This is a genomic window from Streptomyces sp. LZ34 (assembly GCF_053890475.1).
Window position 1 is genome coordinate 11,663,612 of the sequence record NZ_CM132680.1, and the last position, 21,739, is coordinate 11,685,350.

The following is a 21,739-nucleotide window of genomic DNA, read 5'->3' on the forward strand; positions in this document are numbered from 1 at the left end:
GCCGAACATCGGCCATCCGCAGTGCGCGGAGGGCATCGCCGGCTTCATCAAGGTCGTACTGATGCTGCGCAACCGGCAGTTGGTGCCCTTCCTCTCCGGCCAGGAACCGCCGGACCACTTCGACCTGGCGGCGACGCCGTTCACCTTCGTCCGCGACCTGCGGACGTGGCCCGACGCGCCGCTCGTCGCGGCGGTGAGCTGCTTCGCCGACGGCGGCACCAACGCCCACGCGGTCGTGGAGGGATGGACCGGGCCGGACGGCGGCCGCCCGCCCGTGCCCCGCCCGGCCCTGGCCCGCCGCCCGTCGGCGGCCTTCCGCCCCGGCGCGGACCCCGCCCCGGCTGCGGCCGTACCGGCGGGGACCGCGGCGACCGACCCGTCCCCCGCCGCCGTCGCCGTCATCGGCATGGCCGGCCGGTATCCGGGAGCCGACGACCTGGGCGCTTTCTGGCAGAACCTGCGGCAGGGCCGTGACACGGTGACCGAGGTGCCACCCGACCGCTGGTCATGGCGTGACCTGCCCGACGGGGCGGACCGGCCGGTGTCCCGGTGGGGCGGCTTCCTGACCGACGTCGATTGTTTCGACTCCGACTTCTTCCGTGTCTCACGGCCGGAGGCGGAGATCACCGACCCGCAGGAGCGGCTGTTCGTGGAGACCTGCTGGGCGGCCGTCGAGGACGCCGGTCACACCCCCGCCACGCTGGCGGCACCGCGCGGGCCGGAGCGGCGCCGCCCCGTGGGGGTCTTCGTCGGCGTCATGCACAAGGACTACGCGCTGCTCGGCGTCCAGGCGGAGCCGGTGGACGGCCGACCGCTGCCGGCCAGCCTCAGTCAGGGACAGATCGCCAACAGGGTGTCCTTCTTCTGCGACTTCCACGGTCCGAGCGTGTCCGTGGACACCCTCTGCTCCTCCTCGCTCACCGCCGTGCATCTCGCGGTGGAGAGCCTGGCCCGCGGCGAGAGCGAGGTGGCGATCGCCGGCGGGGTGAACCTGTCGCTGCACCCGGCGAAGTACCAGACCTACGGCGCGGTCGCCATGCACTCCAGCGACGGGCGCTGCCGGTCGTTCGGCGAGGGCGGCGACGGCTATGTCTCCTCCGAGGGCGTCGGCGCCGTGGTGCTCAAGCCGCTGGAGGCGGCGGAGCGGGACGGGGACCACATCTACGCCGTCATCAGGTCGACCGCCGTCAACCACGTCGGCACCGGCAGCGGCATCAGCGTGCCGAGCCCGGCCGGCCAGGCGGCGGTGATCTCCGAAGCCCTGGACCGGTCGCGGATCGACGCGCGCACCGTCGGCTACGTCGAGGCGCACGGCACGGGCACCTCGCTCGGCGACCCCATCGAAGTGCAGGGCCTGGTACGGGCGTTCCGACGGCACACCGCCGACAGCGGTTTCTGCGCTCTGGGATCGGTGAAGTCCAACATCGGCCACGCGGAGGCGGCGGCGGGCATGGCCGGTCTGGCCAAGGCCGCCTTGCAGCTCCACCACCGCACGCTGGTGCCCTCGCTGCACTCCGAGACCGTCAACCCGCTGCTCGACCTGGAGCACACACCGTTCCGGATCCAGCACCGGACGGAGCCGTGGCCCGGACCGGAAGGGGGCGGTCCGCGGCGGGCCGGCCTCAGCGCCTTCGGCGCCACCGGGTCGAACGCCCACGTCCTGCTGGAGGAGTACATACCGGACCCACGCCTCGACGGGGCTCGGGGACGGCCGGCCGACGGCCCGTACATCGTCCCGCTCTCGGCACGGGACACGGACCGTTTGCGGGCCCTCGCGCAGCGGCTGCTGACCTTCCTCGACGGCGGCCCGGCTTCGGGGGCGCCACCGCACCTCGCGGGCATCGCCTACACCCTTCAGGCCGGCCGCACAGCGCTGGGGGAACGGGTGGCCTTCGTGGTGTCCGGCACCGACGAGCTGCGCAGGCGCCTGGCGGAGTACATCGCCGCTCCGGAGGCCGGGGCCGGCCCGGCCTCCGGGCCGTGGTCCTCCGCTGCTTCGCCCGCCGCGCAGGAGACCGTCGAGCGATGGCTCGCGCGGCGGCGGCTGCCGGAGCTGGCCGGCCACTGGTCGGCCGGCGGCGAGGTGGACTGGCCGCGGCTGTGGACGGGGGCCCGGCCGCGCCGGGTACCGCTTCCCGCCTACCCCTTCGTACGGGAGCGCCACTGGCATCCGGGCGTGGCGGCCACGGCCACCGTGTCGTCGCCCTCCGCCGGGCCCGGGGCGTCCTCCCCGGCCGACCTGATGCTGGTGCCGGCCTGGCAGGAGGATTCCGAGCCCCCTGCGGAGAACTCCGCCCCGGCCCGCCAGGTGCTGGTGGTGGTGTCCGGCCGCGCACCGTCCGACGGCGCGCTCGCGCTGGCCTCCGCCCTCGCCGACCACTACCGCCGCACCGGTGCGTCGGCGGCGACCGCACGGGTGGGCGCCACCGCCGCCCACCCGGCGGAGGGGTGGCTGCACCTCCCGGCTTCCGATCCGGCCGCCTGGGCATCCGCGCTCCGCGCCCTGGAGGCCCCTGACCGCGTCCACTTCATCGCGGCCGACGACGCGGCCGACGGAACACTGCAGGAGGCCGCGCCGGAACCCGAGTTGGCGTTCCTCCACCTGGTCAGGGCGCTGCCCGCCCCCGGGCGCTCCGGGCGTACGGACATCCATCTCCTCAGCCAGGACACCCAGTCCCTCGCGGATGGCGAGCCCGTCGTGCCGCGCGGCGGCGGGCTGGCGGGCCTCGCCTACTTCCTCGCCACGGACGACCGCGGGTTCGCCGTCCGCAACCTCGACATCGCCTCGGCGGAGCTGGCCACCCCGGCCGGCCGCGCCGACGTGGCCGCGGCGGTGGTGCGGGAGGAGCCCTCCGCGCTCGGCGAGCTGATCTTGCTGCGCGGCGGCCGGCGTTACCGCCGGCGGTTCCGGGCAGTGGACGACTCCGTGTGGACCGGACTGCCGCACCCCGGTCCTCGACAGGGCGGCGCATACGTGATCATCGGCGGCAGCGGCGTCGTCGGCCGCCTCCTCACCCGGTATCTGGTGGAGCGTCACGACGCCCAGGTGGCCTGGGTGGGCCGCAGGCCCGCCGCCGACCCGGCCGTTCGCGACGCACTCGCCGCGGCCACCCGGGGCGGGCGGGACCGCGCCCCGTACTACGTCCAGGCGGACATGACCAGCGGCGCGGAGGCCCGGCGGGCCATCGCCGCGGCGAAGGCCAGATTCGGGAGGTTGCACGGTGTGGTCTTCGCCGGTGCCGAGCGGATGGCGGCGCCGGGCCGGCGGCTGGCCGACGTCACGGAGCCGGAGTTCCGGACGCACTTCGACATCAAGGCGGCCGGGGCGGTGAACGTGTACGCCGCGGTGGCGGACGAACCGCTGGACTTCCTGTGCTACTTCTCCTCGGCGCAGGCGTTCTCCTTCTCCGGAGCGGCGACGCATCCCGCCTACGCCGCCGGCGTCACCTTCGCCGACTCCTTCGCGCTGGCGGCGGGCCGCACCGCCCCCTTCCCGGTGGGCGTCGTCAACTGGGGCGCTTGGCGGGCGTCCTTCGAGGGGCGGGCGCAGGACCACCCCGGGCTCGGCTTCCTCGACGACGACGAGGGCATCGCCTGCTTCGACGCGGCGGTGGCGCTGTTGCGCGGCGGCGTGCGCCAGGTCGTCTGCATGAAGGCTCCCGGCCCCGTGCGGGACATCGCGGCCGCCGCCCCGTCCCACCCGCACCCCGAGGTGGCCGGGCCCCTTCCGAAGGACGGCCCGGTCCGGGACGCCCGCCCGGTCGGCACGGTGCGCGAAGTGCTGGTCGAGAAGCTGGCCCGGACGCTGCGGGTGGCACCGGGCCGGATCTCGCCCGGCGCCGCCTTCGCCGACCTGGGCGTGGACTCGATCACCGGCATATCGTTCGCCTCAGAGGTCGGCCGGGCGCTGGGCGTCTCCCTGAACGCCACCACCCTCTACGAGCACACCACGGTCGACCGTCTGGCGAACCACCTCACCGGACTGGTCGCGCCCCACGGCGCCGACGGGCTCCCTTCGCCGGCCCCGGCCCCGGCCCCCGCGGCCCCCGCGGCCGAAGCCGACCTGTTGGCCGACCTGGAGGCCCGTTTCCGGGCCGGTGAACTGTCCGCCCAAGACGTCCTGGACCTTCTGGACGCCGGCCTGACCCACGGAGCCCAGCCATGACGAACAGCGATGTCCGGTCCGTCCTGGGCAGGTACGCCCGTGGGAAGCTCGACCGGGAGGGAGCCCGGAGCCTGCTGGAATCGGCGCGGCGCCCCACCCGGGCCGCCCCGCTGGACATCGCCGTGATCGGCATGGCCGGGCAGTTCCCCGGCGCCGCGGACGTGCGGGAGTTCTGGCGCAACCTGGAGAATGGCCAGGGCGTTGTGGGCGAACTTCCGGCCTCGTACCTGGACCCCGGCGGGGGCGGTTACCGGTGGGGTGGCGCCCTGACGGACCGGGACAGCTTCGACGCCTCGTTCTTCGGTATCAGCGGTGTCGAGGCCGACTCGATGAACCCGCACCAGCGGCTGGTGCTCCAGGAGAGCTGGCACGCGCTGGAGGACGCGGGGTACGACCCGCGAGCGCTGCGCGGTTCACGCACCGGAATGTTCATCGGCGCCGAGCCGGCCGGGTACCTGCACGAGACGCTCAGCGGCGCCTCCGACGCGCTGGTGGCCTCCCGGCTGTCGTACGTACTGGACCTGCGCGGGCCCGCTCTGGTGGTGAACACCGCCTGCTCGTCCGCACTGGCCGCGGTCCATCTGGCCTGCGAGAGCCTGCGCGGCGGCGAGTCGGCGCTGGCCCTGGCCGGCGGCGTGTACGCCGGGCTGGACCAGAGGTCGCTGAACGTCCTGGCGGAGAGCGGCATGCTCTCCGCGTCCGGCCGGTGCCGCACCTTCGACGCCGCGGCGGACGGCACGGTCTTCTCCGAGGCCGTCGCCGTGGTCGTGCTCAAACGGCTCGCGGACGCGGTCGCGGACGGCGACCACGTCCACGGCGTGATCCGGGCCGGCGGCATGAACCAGGACGGCGCCAGCAATGGCATCACGGCGCCCAACGGGGCCGCGCAGGAACAGCTCATCACCGACGTCTACCGTCGGTACGGGATCGATCCGGAGCGCATCTCCTACGTCGAGGCGCACGGCACGGCCACCCCTCTGGGCGATCCCGTGGAGGCCAACGCCCTGGTGAGGGCCTTCGGTCGGTTCACCGGCAGACGGGCCTACTGCGCCGTGGGCAGTGCCAAGGCCCACATCGGCCATTGCGGGGCCGCCGCGGGCGCCGTCGGACTGATCAAGGTCCTGCTGTCCATGCGACACGGCCGTCACGTCGGGATGCCGACGCTGCGTGAGCTGAATCCGCTCATCGAGCTGGACGGTTCGGCACTGACGGTGGACGACACGCCCCGTCCGTGGCAGACCGAGCCCGGGGTTCCCCGGACGGCCGCGGTCAGTTCCTTCGGGCACAGCGGCACCAACGTCCACCTGGTGGTCGAGGAGTACCGGCCGGCAGGCCGGGCCGACCAGGCGGGTACTCGTCCCGAGCGGTACCTGGTACCGGTGTCGGCGAGGGACCCGGAACGCCTGCGCGACCACGCGGGCCGGCTCGCGGCCTTCCTACAGGAGGCGGAGGCCGGAACCCCGGTGGCCCGGGACCGTCCGGATGTCATCGCCCCGGCTCGGCTGCGGCAGCTGCTGGCCGGCGTGCTGGAAGTGGAGCCCGAACAGCTCGCGGAGGACGAGCCGTTCTCCGACTTCGGCGTGGACCCCGGCCACCTGGCCCGGCTGGAGACGCTGATCGAGGCCGAGTCCGGTCGGCCGGCGGATGAGGCGGTGGTGCACCGGGCCCGGTCCCTGACCGACCTGGCACGGCTGCTCGCCGCCCGGCACGCCGCGCCGGACGCCCCCGTCCCGCCCGCGGTGGACCTCGCCGCGGTCGCCCACACGCTCCAGCGCGGCCGGGAGGCGATGGCGGAGCGGGCCGCGTTCGTGGTGCGGGACCTGACCGAGCTGGTCGCCGGGCTGAAGGCGCTGGCCGTCGGGGAAGCGTCCGTCGAGGGCTGCCGCCGGGGCGAGGTGGCCGCGGCGGGCGTGCTCGCCGACCTTTTCGCGAGCGACGCCGAACTGGCCGGGGCGATCGGCAGACGGCTGGAACAGGGCGAGCTGGAGACGGTCGCCGAGCTGTGGGCCAACGGGGTGCCGGTCGACTGGGGCGCGCTGTACCGGCACGGCGCGCCGACACGGATCCCGCTGCCGGGATATCCGTTCGCCAGGGAGTACCACGGCAAGGACCCCGATCCGTCCGAGCGGGTGCGGCACCGGCGCGGCGCGGACCGCGAAGCCGCCCCGGTCGGCCACGGCGGCCCGCGCCGGCCGGCCACGGCCCCCGCGGACCGGCCCGTGCCCGAGGCGGACGGTTCCGCCACGAGCCGGGCAGGGCGGGAAGAGCTGGAGCGGGGCGTCCGCCTGAGGATCAGTGAGCTGGTCTCGGAGACCGTCGGTGTTCCGGCCGCGGACGTCGATCCGTACGAACCGCTGGACACCTACGGCGTCGACTCGCTCGCCCGGACGCGGATGAACCACCAGCTCGCCCGGCTGTTCGCCGAGGCTTCGCGGACGCTGCTGTTCGAGTTCGCGACCGTGGCCGACCTGGCCGCCCACCTGGTCGCGGAGTTCCCGGCGGAGTGCCGGGCGCATACCGGCCCGGAGCAGGGCCCGGAGGCCGGCGTGGAGAGCGGCGGGCCGGCCGGCGAAGCCCCGGCGGCACAGGAGCCGGCCGACGTGCGGCGGCCGTCCGCGCCGCCCGCCCCCGACCCGGCGCTACCCGGCGTCCCGGCCGAGGACGGGATCGCGGTCATCGGCGTCAGCGGCCGGTTCCCCGGCGCCCCGGACCTGGGCCGCTACTGGGAGAACCTGATCGCCGGACACACGGCCGTCAGTGAGGTTCCGGCGGCCCGATGGGACTGGCGTGAGCACTACGACCCCGAGCCCACCGGAGAGGACCGGTTCCGCAAGAGCCATTCCAAGTGGGGCGCGTTCCTGGACGGTGTCGACGAGTTCGACCCGCTGTTCTTCGGCCTGGCTCCCCAGGAGGCCCGCAACATCGACCCACAGGAACGGATCTTCCTCCAGGAGTGCTGGAAGGCGATGGAGGACGCCGGGTGTTCGCCGGCGGTCCTGCCGGAGCACGTCCGGCGGCGCACCGGGGTCTTCGCCGGAGCCGCCAAGCACGGCTTCGAGCGGCACGGTGTCGAGTCCGGCCTCGAACTGCCGCGGACCTCCTTCGGCGCGCTGGTCAACAGGGTTTCGTACCACCTCGACCTCGGTGGTCCCAGCCAGCCGGTGGACACGGCCTGCTCGTCCGCCCTGGTCGCCGTCCACGCCGCGGCCGAGAGCATCCGCCGCGGCGAGTGCGAGCTGGCGCTCGCCGGGGGCGTCAACCTCTACCTGCACCCGTCGGCGTACGCCGAACTGGGCGCGGCCATGATGCTGTCGGACCGGCCGGACTGTGCCGCCTTCGGCAGCGAGGCCAATGGCATCCTGCCCGGTGAGGGCGTCGGCGTGGTGGTGCTGAAGTCCCACCGCCGGGCGCTGGATCACGGCGACCACGTGTACGCCGTGATCCGCGGCGGCGCGGTCAACCACAACGGCCGGGGCACGGGCTTCACCACGCCCAGCCCACAGCGCCAGGCGGACGTCGTCCGCGCCGCCCTCGACCGGGCCAAAGTCGATCCCCGCACCGTGAACTACATCGAGAGCTCGGTGAACGGATCGGCGATCGGTGACGCCGTGGAGATGACCGGGCTGACCCAGGTGTTCGGGCAGCGCGGCGGGGCGTCGGGGGACTACTGGCTCGGGACGGTGAAGCCGAACGTCGGCCACGGCGAGGCGTCCTCGGGCATGTCCCAGCTGTTCAAGGTGGTGCTGGCCCTCCGGCACCGCGTGCTGCCGCCCACCCGTGTGCCCCGGGACCTCAACCCGGCCATCGACTTCGCCCGACTGCCCTTCGGCATACCGCGTGCGGCGGTGGACTGGCGGCCCGTCGTGGTGGACGGTGCGCCGGCCCCGCTGCGGGCCGGCATCACCGGAGTGGGGGCCGGCGGCGTCAACGCGCACCTGGTGCTGGAGGAGCCCCTCCGGTCCCCCCGGCACGACAGCCCCCCGGCGCCCGGACCGGTGCTGTTCACCCTGTCGGCCCGCACCCCGGAGCGGCTCGGCCGCTACGTGGACCACTGGCTCGACTTCCTGGACGGCGACCCCGCGGTGAACCTCGCCGCGGTGGCGTACACCTTGCAGACCGGGCGGGAGGCGATGCGGTACCGCTTGGCCGTCGTCGCCTCGGCCCCGGCCGGCCTGCGGCGCGCCCTGCGGCAGTGGCGGGCCGCGGGCGACGCGGACGGGGTGTTCGGCGGCGACGCCGGGACCGTGGCACGGGCGATGGAACGCCCGCCCGCGGCGGCCGGCGGACCGCGACCCGGCAGCGACCTGGCCGCGACGGCCAGGGAGTGGGTCTCGGGGGCCGGCGTCGACTGGACCGGGTTGTACGCCGGCGGGGACGTACCCACCCGGGTGCCCGGGCTGCCGACCTACCCGTTCGAGCCGCGCCGCTGCTGGGCCGACGCCCCGTCGGCCGAGGCGCGGCCGGTCCACGCTCCGTCCCCCGGCGGACGGACGGCGGAACCCGGCGGGACCCCCGCCGGGGGACAAGTGCCCGGGACACCCTCGTCCCTCTTCTCCTCCTTCGCTCCTTTCCTCGAGCCCGTCCCCGGGTTCTCGGCCAGCCGGGTGCTGCTGGGGCTGGCAGAGGACCCGCACGACGTCGAGATCGTCCTGGAACGGCAGCGGGAGATGAGGGCGGTGCTGTTCCACGACGTACCGCTGGACCGGATGGGCGCGGTGCTCGACTTCGGCTGCGGTCCCGGCGACGACGTCGTGGACCTGGCGACCCGGTGCCCGCGGCTGCTGGTGCACGGCGCCACCGGCGACAAGGCCCAGGCGGAGTCGGCCGCCCGGCGCATCGAGGAGCGGGGCCTGGCCGGGCGGGCGGCGGTCTTCCACACCCCCGGCCCGGACACCCCCTTCCCGGCCACCTACGACCTGGCGCTGGGAGTCGAGGCCGTGTGCCGGGCGGAGGACCAGCCGTCGCTGTTGGCGCAGTTGGACACCGCCCTGGTCGACGGCGGGCTGGTGTTGCTCGCCGACTACATCGCCCGGCTGCGCGGCGACATCGTCGACCGCGACCTCGGGTTCCATGTCCCGTCGGCCGACCGGTGGGTGCGGCTGCTCGCGCGGCACCGCCTGGTGATCGAGGAACTGGTGGACCTGTCCCCGCAGATCGCCCACTTCCTCACCGACCCGGAGGTGGCGCGGAACACCGCCGGCCTGCCCGCCGAGGTGCGGGACGCCTGGCGCAGCCACACCAACCAGGCGACCTCGCTGCGGCGCGGCTGGCTGAACTACTGCCTGTTCCGGCTGCGCAAGGACGCCGGCACCAGCGAAACGGAGCGCGTCGAGGTGAACGCGCGACGCATCACCGAAGCCGTCCCCTACCTCGAGGTACGGCATCGGGCAGCGGCTCGGACGAACGGTACCGAGACCGGGTCCGGCCAGGTCCCCGGATCCCGGCTGTAAGGATGGAGAGACACCACATGTCCGCTGTCAAGGACTCCCTCGAGGAGATCGTCGTCCGGGTGCTCGGGCCGAGCCGGGACGAACTGGCCGGAGCCACGCTCCAGGATCTGGGACTGACCTCGGTCAACGCGGTCATGCTGGTCGAGGAGATCAACCAGAGGTTCGACCACGACTTCCCGACCAGCCTGGTCTTCGAGTTCGGCGAGATCACCGCGCTGGCGTCGCACGTCGAGTCCCACCTGTCCGCGGCTGCCGCGCCGGCCCGGCTGCCGCAGGCCGGGCCGCACCCCGCCCCGGCCGGCCGGGCGTCGCCCCCGCCGCCGTCCGCGCTCCCGCGCGAGGACGTGGCGGTCATCGGCATGGCCTGCCGGTCCGCCGGAGCCACCGGCCCCGAGGAGTTGTGGGAGGTCGTGAGCCAGGGCCGCGACTGCCTGGAAGAGATCTCCGAACCCGGCTGGCGCGGGCTGTTCCGCGAGCATTTCCCCGACGCCGCGCCGCCCCGGTACGGCGCCATGGCCGACACCGACGCCTTCGACGCCGCCTTCTTCCGTATCTCGCCTCGCGAGGCGGCGGCGATGGACCCCGCCCAGCGGGTCCTGCTGGAGGAGTGCCACCGGGCCCTCGAGGACGCGGCCCAGGATCCGGCGGCGCTGCGCGGGCGCCAGGTGGCGGTGGTCATCGGCTCGATCGGTCTGCCCCCGCGGAGCGACTACTCGGCGCACGCCACCATGGGGACCGACAGCAGCATCATGGCGGCGCGCCTGGCCTACCACCTGGACCTGAACGGCCCCGCTCTGGCGGTGGACACGGCCTGCTCGTCCTCGCTGGTCGCCCTGGACCTGGCCCGCGGGATGCTCCAGTCGGGGGAGGCGGAGCTGGCCATCGCCGGTGGTGTCTCCGTCTTCAGCCACCCCGGCTTCTTCGTCTCGATGGAGAGCCTGGGCATCACCTCTCCCACCCGCCATTGCCGCCCCTTCGACCAGGACGCCGATGGCATGCTGCTCGGCGAGGGCGTGGGTGTGCTGGTACTCAAGCGGCTGTCGGACGCCGTACGCGACCGTGACCGCATCCACGGCGTCATCCGCGGCAGCGGCACCAACCAGGACGGCCGGACGGCCGGCATCACGGCACCCAGCTTCATGGCGCAGAGCCGGCTGATCCAGGACGTCTTCCGGCGCAGCGGCATCGACGCGACGGACCTTCAGTACGTGGAGGCCCACGGCACCGGCACCAAGCTGGGCGATCCGGTGGAGATCCACGGCCTGACCGACGCGTTCGCCGCGTTCACCGACCGCAGGCGTTTCTGCGCGCTCGGCTCGATCAAGGCCAACATCGGGCACACCACCGCGGCGGCCGGGGTGCTCGGCGTCATCAAGGTGCTGCTCTGCCTCCAGCACCGCGAACTGCCCCCCGCCGCGAACTTCCGGCACCCCAACGAGCACATCGACTTCGCCGACAGCGCGGTCTACGTCAACACCGAACCGGCCGAGTGGCCCCGCAACGCGTCCGGGTCCCGCCTGGCGGCCGTCAGCTCCTTCGGTTACAGCGGAACCAACGCGCACCTGGTGATCGAGGAGTACGCCGAGCCGCAGCCGCCCTCCTGCCCGGCCCCGCCCCGCCGGCCGCAGTTGCTCCCGCTGTCCGCCCGCGACGAGGCCCGGCTGCGGGCCGGTGCGGGTGCGCTGCTGGAGCACCTTCGCACCCGCGGCCTCGGCGACCAGGACCTGTGCGACATCGCCTGGACGCTGCAGATTGGCCGCGAGGCGATGGAGGAACGCCTGGCCGTGGTCGCCGGTTCGATGACGGAGTTCACCGAGCGGCTGGCGGCCTTCGCGGACGGGGCCCGGGCCGACGGACCGGGCCTGTACCGGGGCCGGGTTCCGGAGGAGGCGAGGACCGGCCCGCCCGCCGAGGACGGCTACGGAGTCGGTGTCGCCGAGCTGGCGGCCGGCTGGTGCGAGGGCCGGGCGGTGGACTGGCCCCGGCTGCACACCGGGACCCGGCCGCGCCGGCTGCGCCTGCCCGGCCACCCGTTCGAGCGCGTCCGCTTCCCCCGCCGGGCCGACTTCACCGGTCCGGGCGCCGCGCAGCCCGTACCGCCCGCGGCCGCGGACGACGCGCCCGGGATTCCGGCCGGTGGCACCGGCTCCGTCCCGTCGGTGATGCCCGAGCTGGACGCCGCCGCGACGGGATTCCTCCGGGCCAACGCGGACTCCAGCGGCCTCGCCGCCGCCGCCCGCGCCTACGAGGCGGCCGGTGAGGTGCGGGCGCTCGGCCGGCAGATGCTGCTGGCGACCTTCCACCGGATGGGCGTCCTCACCCGGGGCGGCGAGCGCCACCGGGAAGGGGAACTGGCCGACCGCCTCGGCGTGGTGGCCGAGCACAGGGTGCTCTTCGGCGCCCTGCTCGGCATCCTCGAGGACGCCGAGCTTCTGCGGCGGGAGGGGGAGGAACTGGTCACGGCCGACGGCGCGGCCGCCGCCCAGGCCCCGGACGCCTCCGGGCTGCGGCGCCGCCGTGATGAACTGGCCGCCGACCACCCGGAGGTGAAGGGCTTCCTGAACCTGGTGGCGACGTGCCTGGACGGCTACCCGGACGTGCTCACCGGGCGGCGCAGGGCGCAGGAGGTGCTGTTCGCGGAGGGCTCCTTCGACGCGGTCGGGGACGTCTACCACAACGACCACGACACCAACGCGCTGATCGCCCGCATGGTGACCGAGTACGTCAGGGCCCGTCTGGAACACGACCCCCAGGCCACGGTGTCCGTCCTGGAGGTGGGGGCCGGCACCGGCGGCACCAGCGCCCGGGTCTTCCCGGCCCTGGCCCCGTATGCCTCACGGCTGCGCTACCTCTACACCGACATCTCCCGAGCCTTCACCCGGCTCGGCGCCGAGCGGTACGGCAAGGATCACCCGTTCGTCGAGTTCGCGCGGCTCGACGTGGAACGGCCACCGTCCGAGCAGGGCCTGGAACCGGGCTCCTTCGACGTCGTACTGGCCAACAACGTGCTGCACGCCACCAGCCGGATCGACCGGTCGCTGACCCACATCAACCAAGCGATGCGGCCGGGGGGCCTGTTCGTCCTCATGGAGGCAACGGTCGTCCAGGACGCCTACACACTGACCTTCGGGCTGACCTCGGAGTGGTGGTCGTTCGAGGAAACCTGGCGGCTGCCCGGATCACCCCTGCTCAGCGCCCCACAGTGGCGCACCGCGCTGGAACGGACGGGGTTCAGGTCCGTTCGCGCGCTGTCGCCCCTGCCGTTCCGCGAGGACCTGGCACCGGAGTCGGTGATACTCGCCGAGAGGGACACGCCCGCCGGTGCCACCCCCGCGCCCACGGGTCCGGCGGCCCCGCGACACTTCCCCCGGACGGACGCGCCCGGGGCCCCGGCCGGTGCGCAGGCCGCCGACGCCGACCGGGCCGGCGGTCTCGAGGGCCTGGTCGCCACCGCCTGGCGGGAGGTGCTGGGCCTGCACACGGTCGGCCGGGACGACGACTTCCAGCAGCTCGGCGGCGACTCGATCCTGGCCACGCAGATCATCTCCCGGCTGAAGAGCCACTTCCCCCTCGAGCTGGAACTGGGGTCGTTGTTCGAGGCGCGGACGGTGGCCCGGATGGCAGAGCTGGTGAAGGCCGAGCTGATTGAGCGCATCGACGAAATGCCGGAGGAGACCGCGCTCTCCCTGTTGGCGTGATCAGGAATTGCGAGGAGACACTGCGATGTCGTTGGACGAGACCCTGAGCGCCCGCGCGGAGAACCTGTCGCCCGCCAAGCGGGCCCTGCTGGCGAAGCTGATGAGTGGCACCGCCTCCAGAGCAGCCGCCCTGATACCCCGCAGGCCCGCCGACCCCAGGCCCGCGCTGTCGTTCGCACAGCGCCGGCTGTGGTTCCTCGACCAGATGGTCCCCGGCAGCCCGGCCTACAACGTGCCCATGAGCTTCCGGCTGCGCGGGCGACTCCGCCTGGATGTCGTGGAACGCGGCGTCAACGAGATCGTGCGCAGGCACGAGGCGCTGCGCACCACCTTCCCCAGCACGGACGGCGAGCCGTGGCAGGAGATCGCACCGCACGCCACGGTCCCCCCGGTGCTGGTCGATCTGTCCGGCGAGGCAGCCGCCGCCCGGCAGGCTTCGCTGGACCGGCTGGTCCAGGAGGAGGTGCGCAGGCCGTTCGACCTGGCGACCGGGCCGCTGCTGCGGATCACGGTCTACCGGCTGGAGCCGGAGCTGCATGTCCTGCTGCTCAACGCGCACCACATCACGGTGGACGGCTGGTCGCTGGGGCTGTTCTGGCAGGAAATGCTCACCCTGTACGAGGCGTTCGCCGCGGGACGCCCCTCACCACTTCCCGAACTTCCCCTCCAGTGCGCCGACTTCTCGGTGTGGCAGCACCAGCACCTGAGCGGCCGGCGGCTGGAGGCGCAGCTGGACTACTGGCGCGGGCGGCTCGACGGTGCCACGGAGTCACTGGAGCTGCCGTTCGACCACCCCCGTCCGCCGGTGAGCAGTTTCGAGGGCGGCAGCCTGGAGAGTCGCATCCTGCCCGCCGCACTCAGGGAGAGCCTGGCCGCCCTGGGCAGGGAGCGGCACGCGGGCCTGTTCGCCGTCCTGCTGGCAGCGCTGAACGTCCTGTTGTTCCGCTACACCGGCCAGAAGGACATCTCGGTGGGATCCCCGGTCACCAACCGGACCGAGGTCGACATCGAGGGCCTGATCGGCTTCTTCGTCAACACCCTCGTCTACCGGACCGACCTCGGCGGCGACCCGGACTTCCGCGCGGTGGTGGAGCGGGTCCGGGATGCCGTCCAGGGCGCCCAGCAGCACCAGGAGACCCCCTTCGAAGTGCTCGTGGACGCGCTCCGGCCGGAGCGCTACCTCAGCCAGAACCCGATGTTCCAGGTCTGCTTCTCCTATCTTCCCGGCCGTGCGCAGCACCAGGTTCCGGGCCTGGTGGTGGAGGCCATCGACGGCATCCGCAACGACACCGCCAAGTTCGACCTGTGGATCAGCGTGGTCGACAAGGACGGCGAGCTGCTGCTCGAGGTCGAGTACGACTCGGCGGTCTTCGAGGCGTCGACCGTCCAGCGGATGATCGACGGCTACCAGATCCTGCTGGAGGCGGTCGCGGCGAATCCCACGGCCCGCGTCTCCGCCCTGCCCGTGATCACCGAGGAGGAACGGCACCGGGCCCTGGTGGAGTGGAACGACACCCGGACCGACTACCCCGACGCCGGACGCTGCCTGCACGAGCTGGTCGAAGCCCAGGTCCGGCGGACCCCCGACGCGCCCGCCCTCGTCCTGCGCGGCGAGTCGCTGACGTACGCCGAACTCGACCGCAGGGCCGACGGACTGGCCCGGGTGCTGCGCGACGCGGGCGTCGGCCCGGACCGCATGGTCGGCGTCTGTGCCGAGCGTTCCTTCGAGATGGTGATCGGCCTGCTGGCGGTGGTCAAGGCGGGCGGAGCGTATGTGCCGGTGGACCCCGCCCACCCGCGCGAGCGCATCGAGTTCGTCCTCCTCGACGCCGGCGTGCCGGTCATCCTGACTCAGCGGCACCTGGCGGACGCACTGCCGAGGACCGGGGCGAAGGTCATCCTTCTCGACAACACCGCCGACACCGCCGCCGGCGGCGGCCGGGCGGACGAACTCCCGCCGGTGACCGGCGTCCGCTCCCAGGACCTCGCCTACGTCATCTACACCTCCGGTTCGACCGGCCGGCCCAAGGGAGTGCTCAACACCCACCGGGGAATCGTCAACCGGCTGCTGTGGATGCAGGAGCGCTTCGGCCTGGACGCGGACGACCGGGTGCTGCAGAAGACCACCTTCGGCTTCGACGTGTCGGTCTGGGAGTTCTTCTGGCCGCTGATGACCGGCGCCAGGCTCGTCCTGGCCGAACCCGAGGGCCACAAGGACCCCGCCTACCTGGCGAGGCTGATCCGCGACGAAGGCGTCACCACCGCGCACTTCGTGCCCACCATGCTCCAGGCCTTCCTGGACGGCGACGAGGCGTCGGCCTGCACCAGCCTGCGCCGCGTCCTGTGCAGCGGCGAGGCCCTGCCCCACGCCCTGCAGGAGCGGTTCTTCGGCCGGCTGGACGCCGAGCTGCACAACCTCTACGGCCCGACGGAGGCGGCCGTCGACGTCACCGCCTGGGCCTGCGAGCGCGGCAGCAGCCGCACCCTCGTCCCCATCGGACGCCCCATCGCCAACACCCGCGTCCACCTGCTCGACGAGGAGCTGAAGCCGGTCCCGGTCGGAGTGGTCGGCGAACTGCACATCGGCGGCGTGCAGGTGGCACGCGGCTACCACAACCGGCCGGAGCTGACCCGGGAACGGTTCATCGACGATCCGTTCGACCCCGACCCGCGCGCACGGCTGTACAAGACCGGCGACCTGGCCCGGTATCTTCCCGACGGCACCCTCGAATACCGGGGGCGCACCGACTTCCAGGTGAAGATCCGGGGCGTGCGCATCGAGCCCGGAGAGGTGGAGGCCGCACTCGAACAGCATCCGGCGGTGGCCGAGGCGGTCGTCCTGGCCCGCGTGGACGACCACTCCCCGGACCATCAGCAGTTGGTCGGATACGTGGTGCCGGCCCGGGACCGGGCGGAGGGCTCCGCCCCGGGGCACCCCGCCGCGGACGCCGGCGACTCCGGCCCGCGGATGCCCCGGCAATGGGAGGCCGTCTTCGACCGTGCCTACGACGCTGACCCCGACGCCGACCCCGACGAGGCCGACTTCAACATCCTCGGCTGGAACAGCAGCTTTACCGGCAGGCCGCTGAGCGCGCCGGAGATGCGCGAATGGGTCGAGACGACCGTTCAGCGCATCCTGGACCTCAAACCCCGGCGGGTGCTGGAGATCGGCTGTGGCACGGGCCTGCTGCTCTCCCGCGTCGCCCCGCACTGCGAAGAGTACGTCGGCACCGACATCTCCGCCGCGGGCCTGGACTTCGTGCGGGACCGGCTGGTGGCCCGGCGCCCCGAGCTGGCCCACGTGCGGCTGGTCAAGAGCGCCGCGGACGAGCTCACCCGGCTCTCCGGCGGACCGTTCGACGTGGTCGTCGTCAACTCGGTGGTGCAGTACTTCCCGGACGCCGGCTACCTGCGCGGGGTGCTGCGGCAGGCGCTGGCCCATGTCGAAGGGGCGGGCGCGGTGTTCGTGGGCGACGTCCGCCACCGAGCCCTGCTGGAGACCTTCCACACCGACGTGGAACTGCGCCAGGCGTCCGCGACGCTGCCGGTGGAGCGGTTGCGCCGGCGGGTACGGCAGCGGCAACAGCAGGATCAGGAGCTCCTCCTGGACTCCCGGTTCTTCCATGCCCTGAGCGTGGAGGAGCCGCGGATCAGCCAGGTGGAGATCCAGCTGCGGCGCGGCCGCCACGACAACGAGCTGACCCGCTACCGGTACGACGTGGTCCTGCGCCTCGCCCCCCGCGACGCGGACCCGGCCACGCCCGCCCCCGGCGGGACCCCCGCGGCCCGGATCCCCGTGCTGCGCTGGGGCCATGATGCGGCGGACCCGCAGGAGGTGGCCGGCCGGTTGCGGACCGAGCGGCCCGACGCCCTGTCGGTGCACGATGTGCCCAACGCCCGGCTCGCCGGGATCAACGCGCAGCTGGCCCTGTTGCGGGACAAGGACAGCCGGGAGACCGTCGGGGAACTGAAACGCCGACCCCCGGTGGCCGCCGCCCATATCGACCCCGAGGTGTGGTGGGAGCTGGCCGAGCGCGCCGGCTACACGGCCCGGGTCGAGTGGATGCCGGGCCGCACGGACGGCGGTTACGCCGTATTGTTGTGCCGCGCCGGAACCCGTCGCCCGCCGGCCGCCGACTGGCTGCCCGACGCACTGGAGCCCGGCGCCCGGCCCGAAGACCACGCCACCGACCCCGGGTTCGCCCGGCAGGCCCAGGAACTGGCCCCGGCGCTGCGGACACATCTGAAGGCCCGGGTGCCCGACTACATGATCCCGGCGGCGTTCGTGGTGCTCAAACGCTTCCCGGTGAACGTCAACGGAAAGCTGGACCGGGACGAACTGCCGCCGCCCGTCTTCGAGGCGACCGCGGACGGCGAGTCCGTGCCCGCCTCCACCCCGACCCAGAAGGCTCTGGCCGAGGCGTGGGCCGAGGTGCTCGGCCTCGACGAGGTGAGCGTGGAGAGCAACTTCTTCGAACTGGGCGGCGACTCGATCCACAGCATCCACGTCGTGGCCAAGGCCAGGAACCGGGGCCTGGAGCTCACCCCGCAGCAGCTGTTCCAACACGGCACCATCGCCGAACTGGCCGCCGCGCTGGACGCCGCGGAGCGGCGGCGGACCGGGCAGGACACCGCCGGACCGGACCGCGCACCGGCGCCGGCCTCACCGGACGAGCCGCGGGCCGACACCGGCGTGGAGGAGGTCTACCCGCTGTCGCCCTTCCAGGAGTGGGCGCTGCGGCTCTGGCGGGAGCAGCCCGAACCCGGCCTGTTCCTGGTCCATCGGATCGAGGCGCTGCCCCTCGCCGACGGCGACCTGGAGCCGTTCGAGCGCGCCCTGTCCCTCCAGGCCGCGGCCCATCCGGTGGTGCGCACGTCGTTCGCCTGGGAGGGACTGGACGAGCCGGTCCAGGTCGTCCACCGGGACGTCACCGTGTCGGTACGGCAGGAGGACTGGCGGGGGCGTACCCCACAGGAGCAGGACGCCCTCCTGGAGCGCCACCTCGCCGAGGACCGCGCACTGGGTATCGACCCCGCGCGCCCCAACGGCCTGCGCTATCTGGTCGCGAGGCTCGACGGCGGCCTGGGCCTGGCCGTGCTGAGCTTCAGCTATCTGTGCTTCGACGGCTGGAGCCTGGACATCTTCTCCGGCGAGCTCTTCGACCTGCTGCGCCGCCTGGCCGTGGGCGAGCAGCCGGACCGGGTCGCCCGGCTGCCCTTCAAGGAGTTCGTGGCCGATGTACGGTCCCGCCCGGACGGTGAGTCGCGAGCGTACTGGCGGCGGGCGCTGAGCGGCCTGAGCCGTCCGGTGTCGCTGTCCCAGGGGGTACCGGGAAACGAGCCCGGCCGTCAGGAGGGGTTCGCCCGGCAGACCGTCCACCTGCCCAAGGACCTCGCCCTCGGTCTGCGCGCCGTGGCCCGGCAGCGGCACGTGACCTTGAACGTGCTGTTCCAGACCGCCTGGGCGGTCACCGCCGCCGCCTACAGCGGGACCCACGACAGCGTTCACGGCATGCTGCTGACCGGCCGCTCCCAGGGACCGGAGGGGGTCGGGACCATGATCGGGCAGGCGTTCAACATCGTCCCCATGCGTATCGGGCTCGACCCCTCGGAGCAGGTCGGCGAGCTGCTGCCGCGGTTCATGGCGGCCATGACCGAGATGGCACACCACGAGAACACTCCGCTCCACCGGATCCTGGAGTGCGGCGAGCTGCCACCCGGCCGGCTGCCCTGCGAGAGCTACCTGGTCTTCCAGAACGTCGGGCTGGAGAGCATGGAGCAGGCGGGAGCACACTTCTTCGTCTCGAAGATGGGCTTCCCGCTACGGGTGGACGTCTTCCCGCAGAACACCGTCTCCCTGCACATGTCCTACCACCGCGACGTGTTCACCGACGCGGCGGTCACCCGGCTGCTCGGCTCGTTCCTGGCCGCCCTGGAGGAGCTGTGGCAGGGCTCGCGGAGCCCCGGGAACCCGACCGTCGGAGACCTGATGGCGGCCGTGACCCGGGAGCGGCCCGCGCCCGAGGGACTTGATGTGTTCGTCGAGGGCGAGTTCCGCGTCAGCGACGTCCTGCGGGTGTCGGGCATGCACGACACCCGGCACCACGCGCGAAAGGCGGCAGCAGGATGAACAGGGTGAGGGTGTTCGGATTTCCCGGCCAGGGTTCCCAGGTCAAGGGCATGGGAGCGGAGCTGTTCGGCGCGTTTCCCGAGCAGGTCGCCCAGGCGGACGAGCTCCTCGGCTATTCCATCCGGGACCTGTGCCTGAACAACCCCGAGGGCCGCCTGCGGCGCACGGAATTCACCCAGCCCGCGCTGTACGTGGTCGAGGCCCTGACCTATCTGCGGCGCAGCAGGCAGGACCCGCGGCCGCCGCACTTTCTCGTGGGGCACAGCCTCGGCGAATACCCGGCGCTCTTCGCTGCGGGAGTCTTCGACTTCGCCACCGGCCTGCGGCTGGCCCAGCGGCGGGGAGAGCTGATGGGCCGGGCCACCGGGGGTGGCATGGCCGCGGTGCTGGGCATGGACGTGGACACGGTGGAGTCGCTGCTGTCGCGGTCCGGGCTGACGGCCTTGGACATCGCCAACCACAACACACCGGAGCAGGTCGTGTTGTCCGGCCCCACGCCGGACATCGACCGGGCCCGCACGGTCTTCGAGGACCTCGGAGCGCGGGTGGCGGTGCTCAATGTGAGCGCGCCCTTCCATTCCCGCTATATGCGCGCGGTGGCCGAGGAGTTCCGGGAGCTGCTGGACGCGACCGAGTTCCGGCCGCCGCGGATCCCGGTGATCGCCAACCTGGACGCCCGGCCGTACCGCCCGGAGCGGGTGCGCGAGACACTGACCGGGCAGATCACGGGACGGGTGCGCTGGGTGGACACCATTCGCCACCTCATGGCCCATGGCGACATCGACTTCGAGGAACTGGGGCCCGGGCAGGCGCTGACCAAGATGGTCGGGAAGACCAGCGCGGTCGCGACCCCCCTCCCCCCGAGCGAGCCCCAGCCGGTGCCCGCCGCTCGTGCCGAGCCCGAGCCCGAGCCCGAGCCCGAGCCCGAGCCCGAGCCCGTGCCGGTTCCGGTGGCCCGGCGGGGCCTGGAGGCCGAGGACCTGGGATCCTCCGCCTTCCGCGACCGCTACGGTCTGCGCCTCGCGTACCTGGCGGGCGGAATGTACGGGGGGATATCCTCCGCGGCGCTCGTCATCAGGCTCGCCAAGGTCGGCGGCATGGGCTTCTTCGGTACCGGTGGTCTCCCGCTCACGGAGGTCGAGGACGGGTTGCGCGGCATTCGGAACGCCTTGGGCCCCCGCGGGCCGTTCGGGGCGAGTCTGCTGCACCAGCACGCCCACCCGGAGCGGGAACAGGCATTGGTCGATCTGCTGCTGCGGCTGGACGTCGGCACGGTGGAGGCCTCCGGCTTCCTGCGCATCACCCCCGCCCTCGTGAAGTACCGGCTCAAGGGTGGCCGGATCATCGCCAAGGTCTCCCGAACGGACATGGCCGAGGCGTTTCTGCGGCCCGCCCCCGCCGACGTGGTGCGCACTCTCGTCGAGCTCGGCGAGGTGACCCGGGAGGAGGCGGAGCGAGCGGGCTCGTCGGCCATGGCGGACGACATGTGCGTCGAGGCAGGCGGCGGATGGCAGACGAGCGCGGCGGACCTCGCCACCCTGCTGCCGCCCGTGCTGCGGCTGCGCGACACCCTGGCCGGAAGCCGGCCGCGCGTGCACGTGGGGGCGGCAGGCGGCATCGGCACCCCCGAGGCCGCGGCGGCGGCGCTCGTCCTCGGCGCCGAGTTCCTGGTCACCGGCTCGGTCAACCAGTGCACGCCCGAGGCGGCGACCAGCGCCGAGGTGAAGGACATGCTCCAGCGCCTCGACGTGCAGGACACGGAACCGGCGCCGTGGAGCGAGATGTTCGAACTCGGTGTGAGGGCCAGGGTGGTCAAGCGCGGCATCTTCCTCCCAGCCCGCGCCGACCGGCTGTACCAGCTCTGGCGCATGTACGACTCGTTCGCGGACATCGGCGCCGAAACGCGGCGCCAGATCGAGGAGACCTATCTGCGGCGCCCCTTCGAGGACGCCTGGCGCGAGGCCCTCGCCGCCGACGGTCCGGGCACCGTCGGCGAGCGGCCGACCGCCGGACACAAGCTGGCGCTCGCCTTCCGGTCCTACCTCGACCAGGGCTTCGAGCTGGCCCGCACCGGTGCGCCGGGCCGGAAGGTGGACTATCTGGTGTACTGCGGCCCGGCCATGGGAGCCTTCAACCACTGGGTCAGGGGCACCGGGCTGGAACCGTGGCAGGCGCGGAACGTGGACGCGGTGGCCGACCACCTGCTGTCGGAGACCGCCCGGCTGCTGTGGGACCGAGGTGCCTCGATGACCGTGGCACGACGTTCGTAGCCGGCGGGGACACGCTGCCCGGCGCG

At 73.3% G+C, this 21,739-nt stretch carries 5 protein-coding genes (1 of these 5 only partly in view); all 5 read left to right on the forward strand.

Annotated features, from left to right (window positions below; all coding sequences use genetic code 11):
* Tightly spaced (at most 25 nt apart), the 5 genes in view from ACWY4P_RS50220 to fabD form a layout consistent with a single transcriptional unit that may run on beyond the window.
* Nucleotides 1-4,165, forward strand: partial view of an amino acid adenylation domain-containing protein gene (locus ACWY4P_RS50220; RefSeq protein ID WP_456207484.1) — the 3' portion only. The gene continues 18,728 nt to the left of window position 1, outside the view; the window shows 4,165 of its 22,893 coding nt (coding positions 18,729-22,893); its start codon lies off the left edge, out of view; it ends in the stop codon at nt 4,163-4,165.
* Nucleotides 4,162-9,615 carry a beta-ketoacyl synthase N-terminal-like domain-containing protein gene (locus ACWY4P_RS50225; protein ID WP_456207485.1) on the forward strand — a complete coding sequence of 1,818 codons (5,454 nt, stop codon included), beginning with the start codon at nt 4,162-4,164 and terminating at the stop codon, nt 9,613-9,615. Before ACWY4P_RS50220 ends, ACWY4P_RS50225 begins: the two co-directional genes overlap by 4 nt.
* Before the next feature lie 17 nt (nt 9,616-9,632).
* Nucleotides 9,633-13,313: a beta-ketoacyl synthase N-terminal-like domain-containing protein gene (locus ACWY4P_RS50230; protein WP_456207486.1), complete on the forward strand. Its 3,681-nt coding sequence runs from the start codon at nt 9,633-9,635 to the stop codon at nt 13,311-13,313.
* Between the two features lie 25 nt (nt 13,314-13,338).
* Entirely contained in the window at nt 13,339-19,443 is a 6,105-nt protein-coding gene (locus tag ACWY4P_RS50235; protein WP_456207487.1) for an amino acid adenylation domain-containing protein, read from the forward strand.
* Entirely contained in the window at nt 19,440-21,713 is a 2,274-nt protein-coding gene (gene fabD, locus ACWY4P_RS50240) for an ACP S-malonyltransferase (RefSeq protein WP_456207488.1), read from the forward strand. The genes ACWY4P_RS50235 and fabD overlap by 4 nt, the downstream gene beginning before the upstream one ends.
* Nucleotides 21,714-21,739: the final 26 nt, after the last annotated feature.

Excerpts from the sequence above, each read along its gene's own strand:
- ACWY4P_RS50230 (WP_456207486.1), top strand. The coding sequence starts at position 9,633 with ATGTCCGCTGTCAAGGACTCCCTCGAGGAGATCGTCGTCCGGGTGCTC.
- ACWY4P_RS50235 (WP_456207487.1), top strand. The coding sequence starts at position 13,339 with ATGTCGTTGGACGAGACCCTGAGCGCCCGCGCGGAGAACCTGTCGCCC.
- ACWY4P_RS50225 (WP_456207485.1), top strand. The coding sequence starts at position 4,162 with ATGACGAACAGCGATGTCCGGTCCGTCCTGGGCAGGTACGCCCGTGGG.
- fabD (WP_456207488.1), top strand. The coding sequence starts at position 19,440 with ATGAACAGGGTGAGGGTGTTCGGATTTCCCGGCCAGGGTTCCCAGGTC.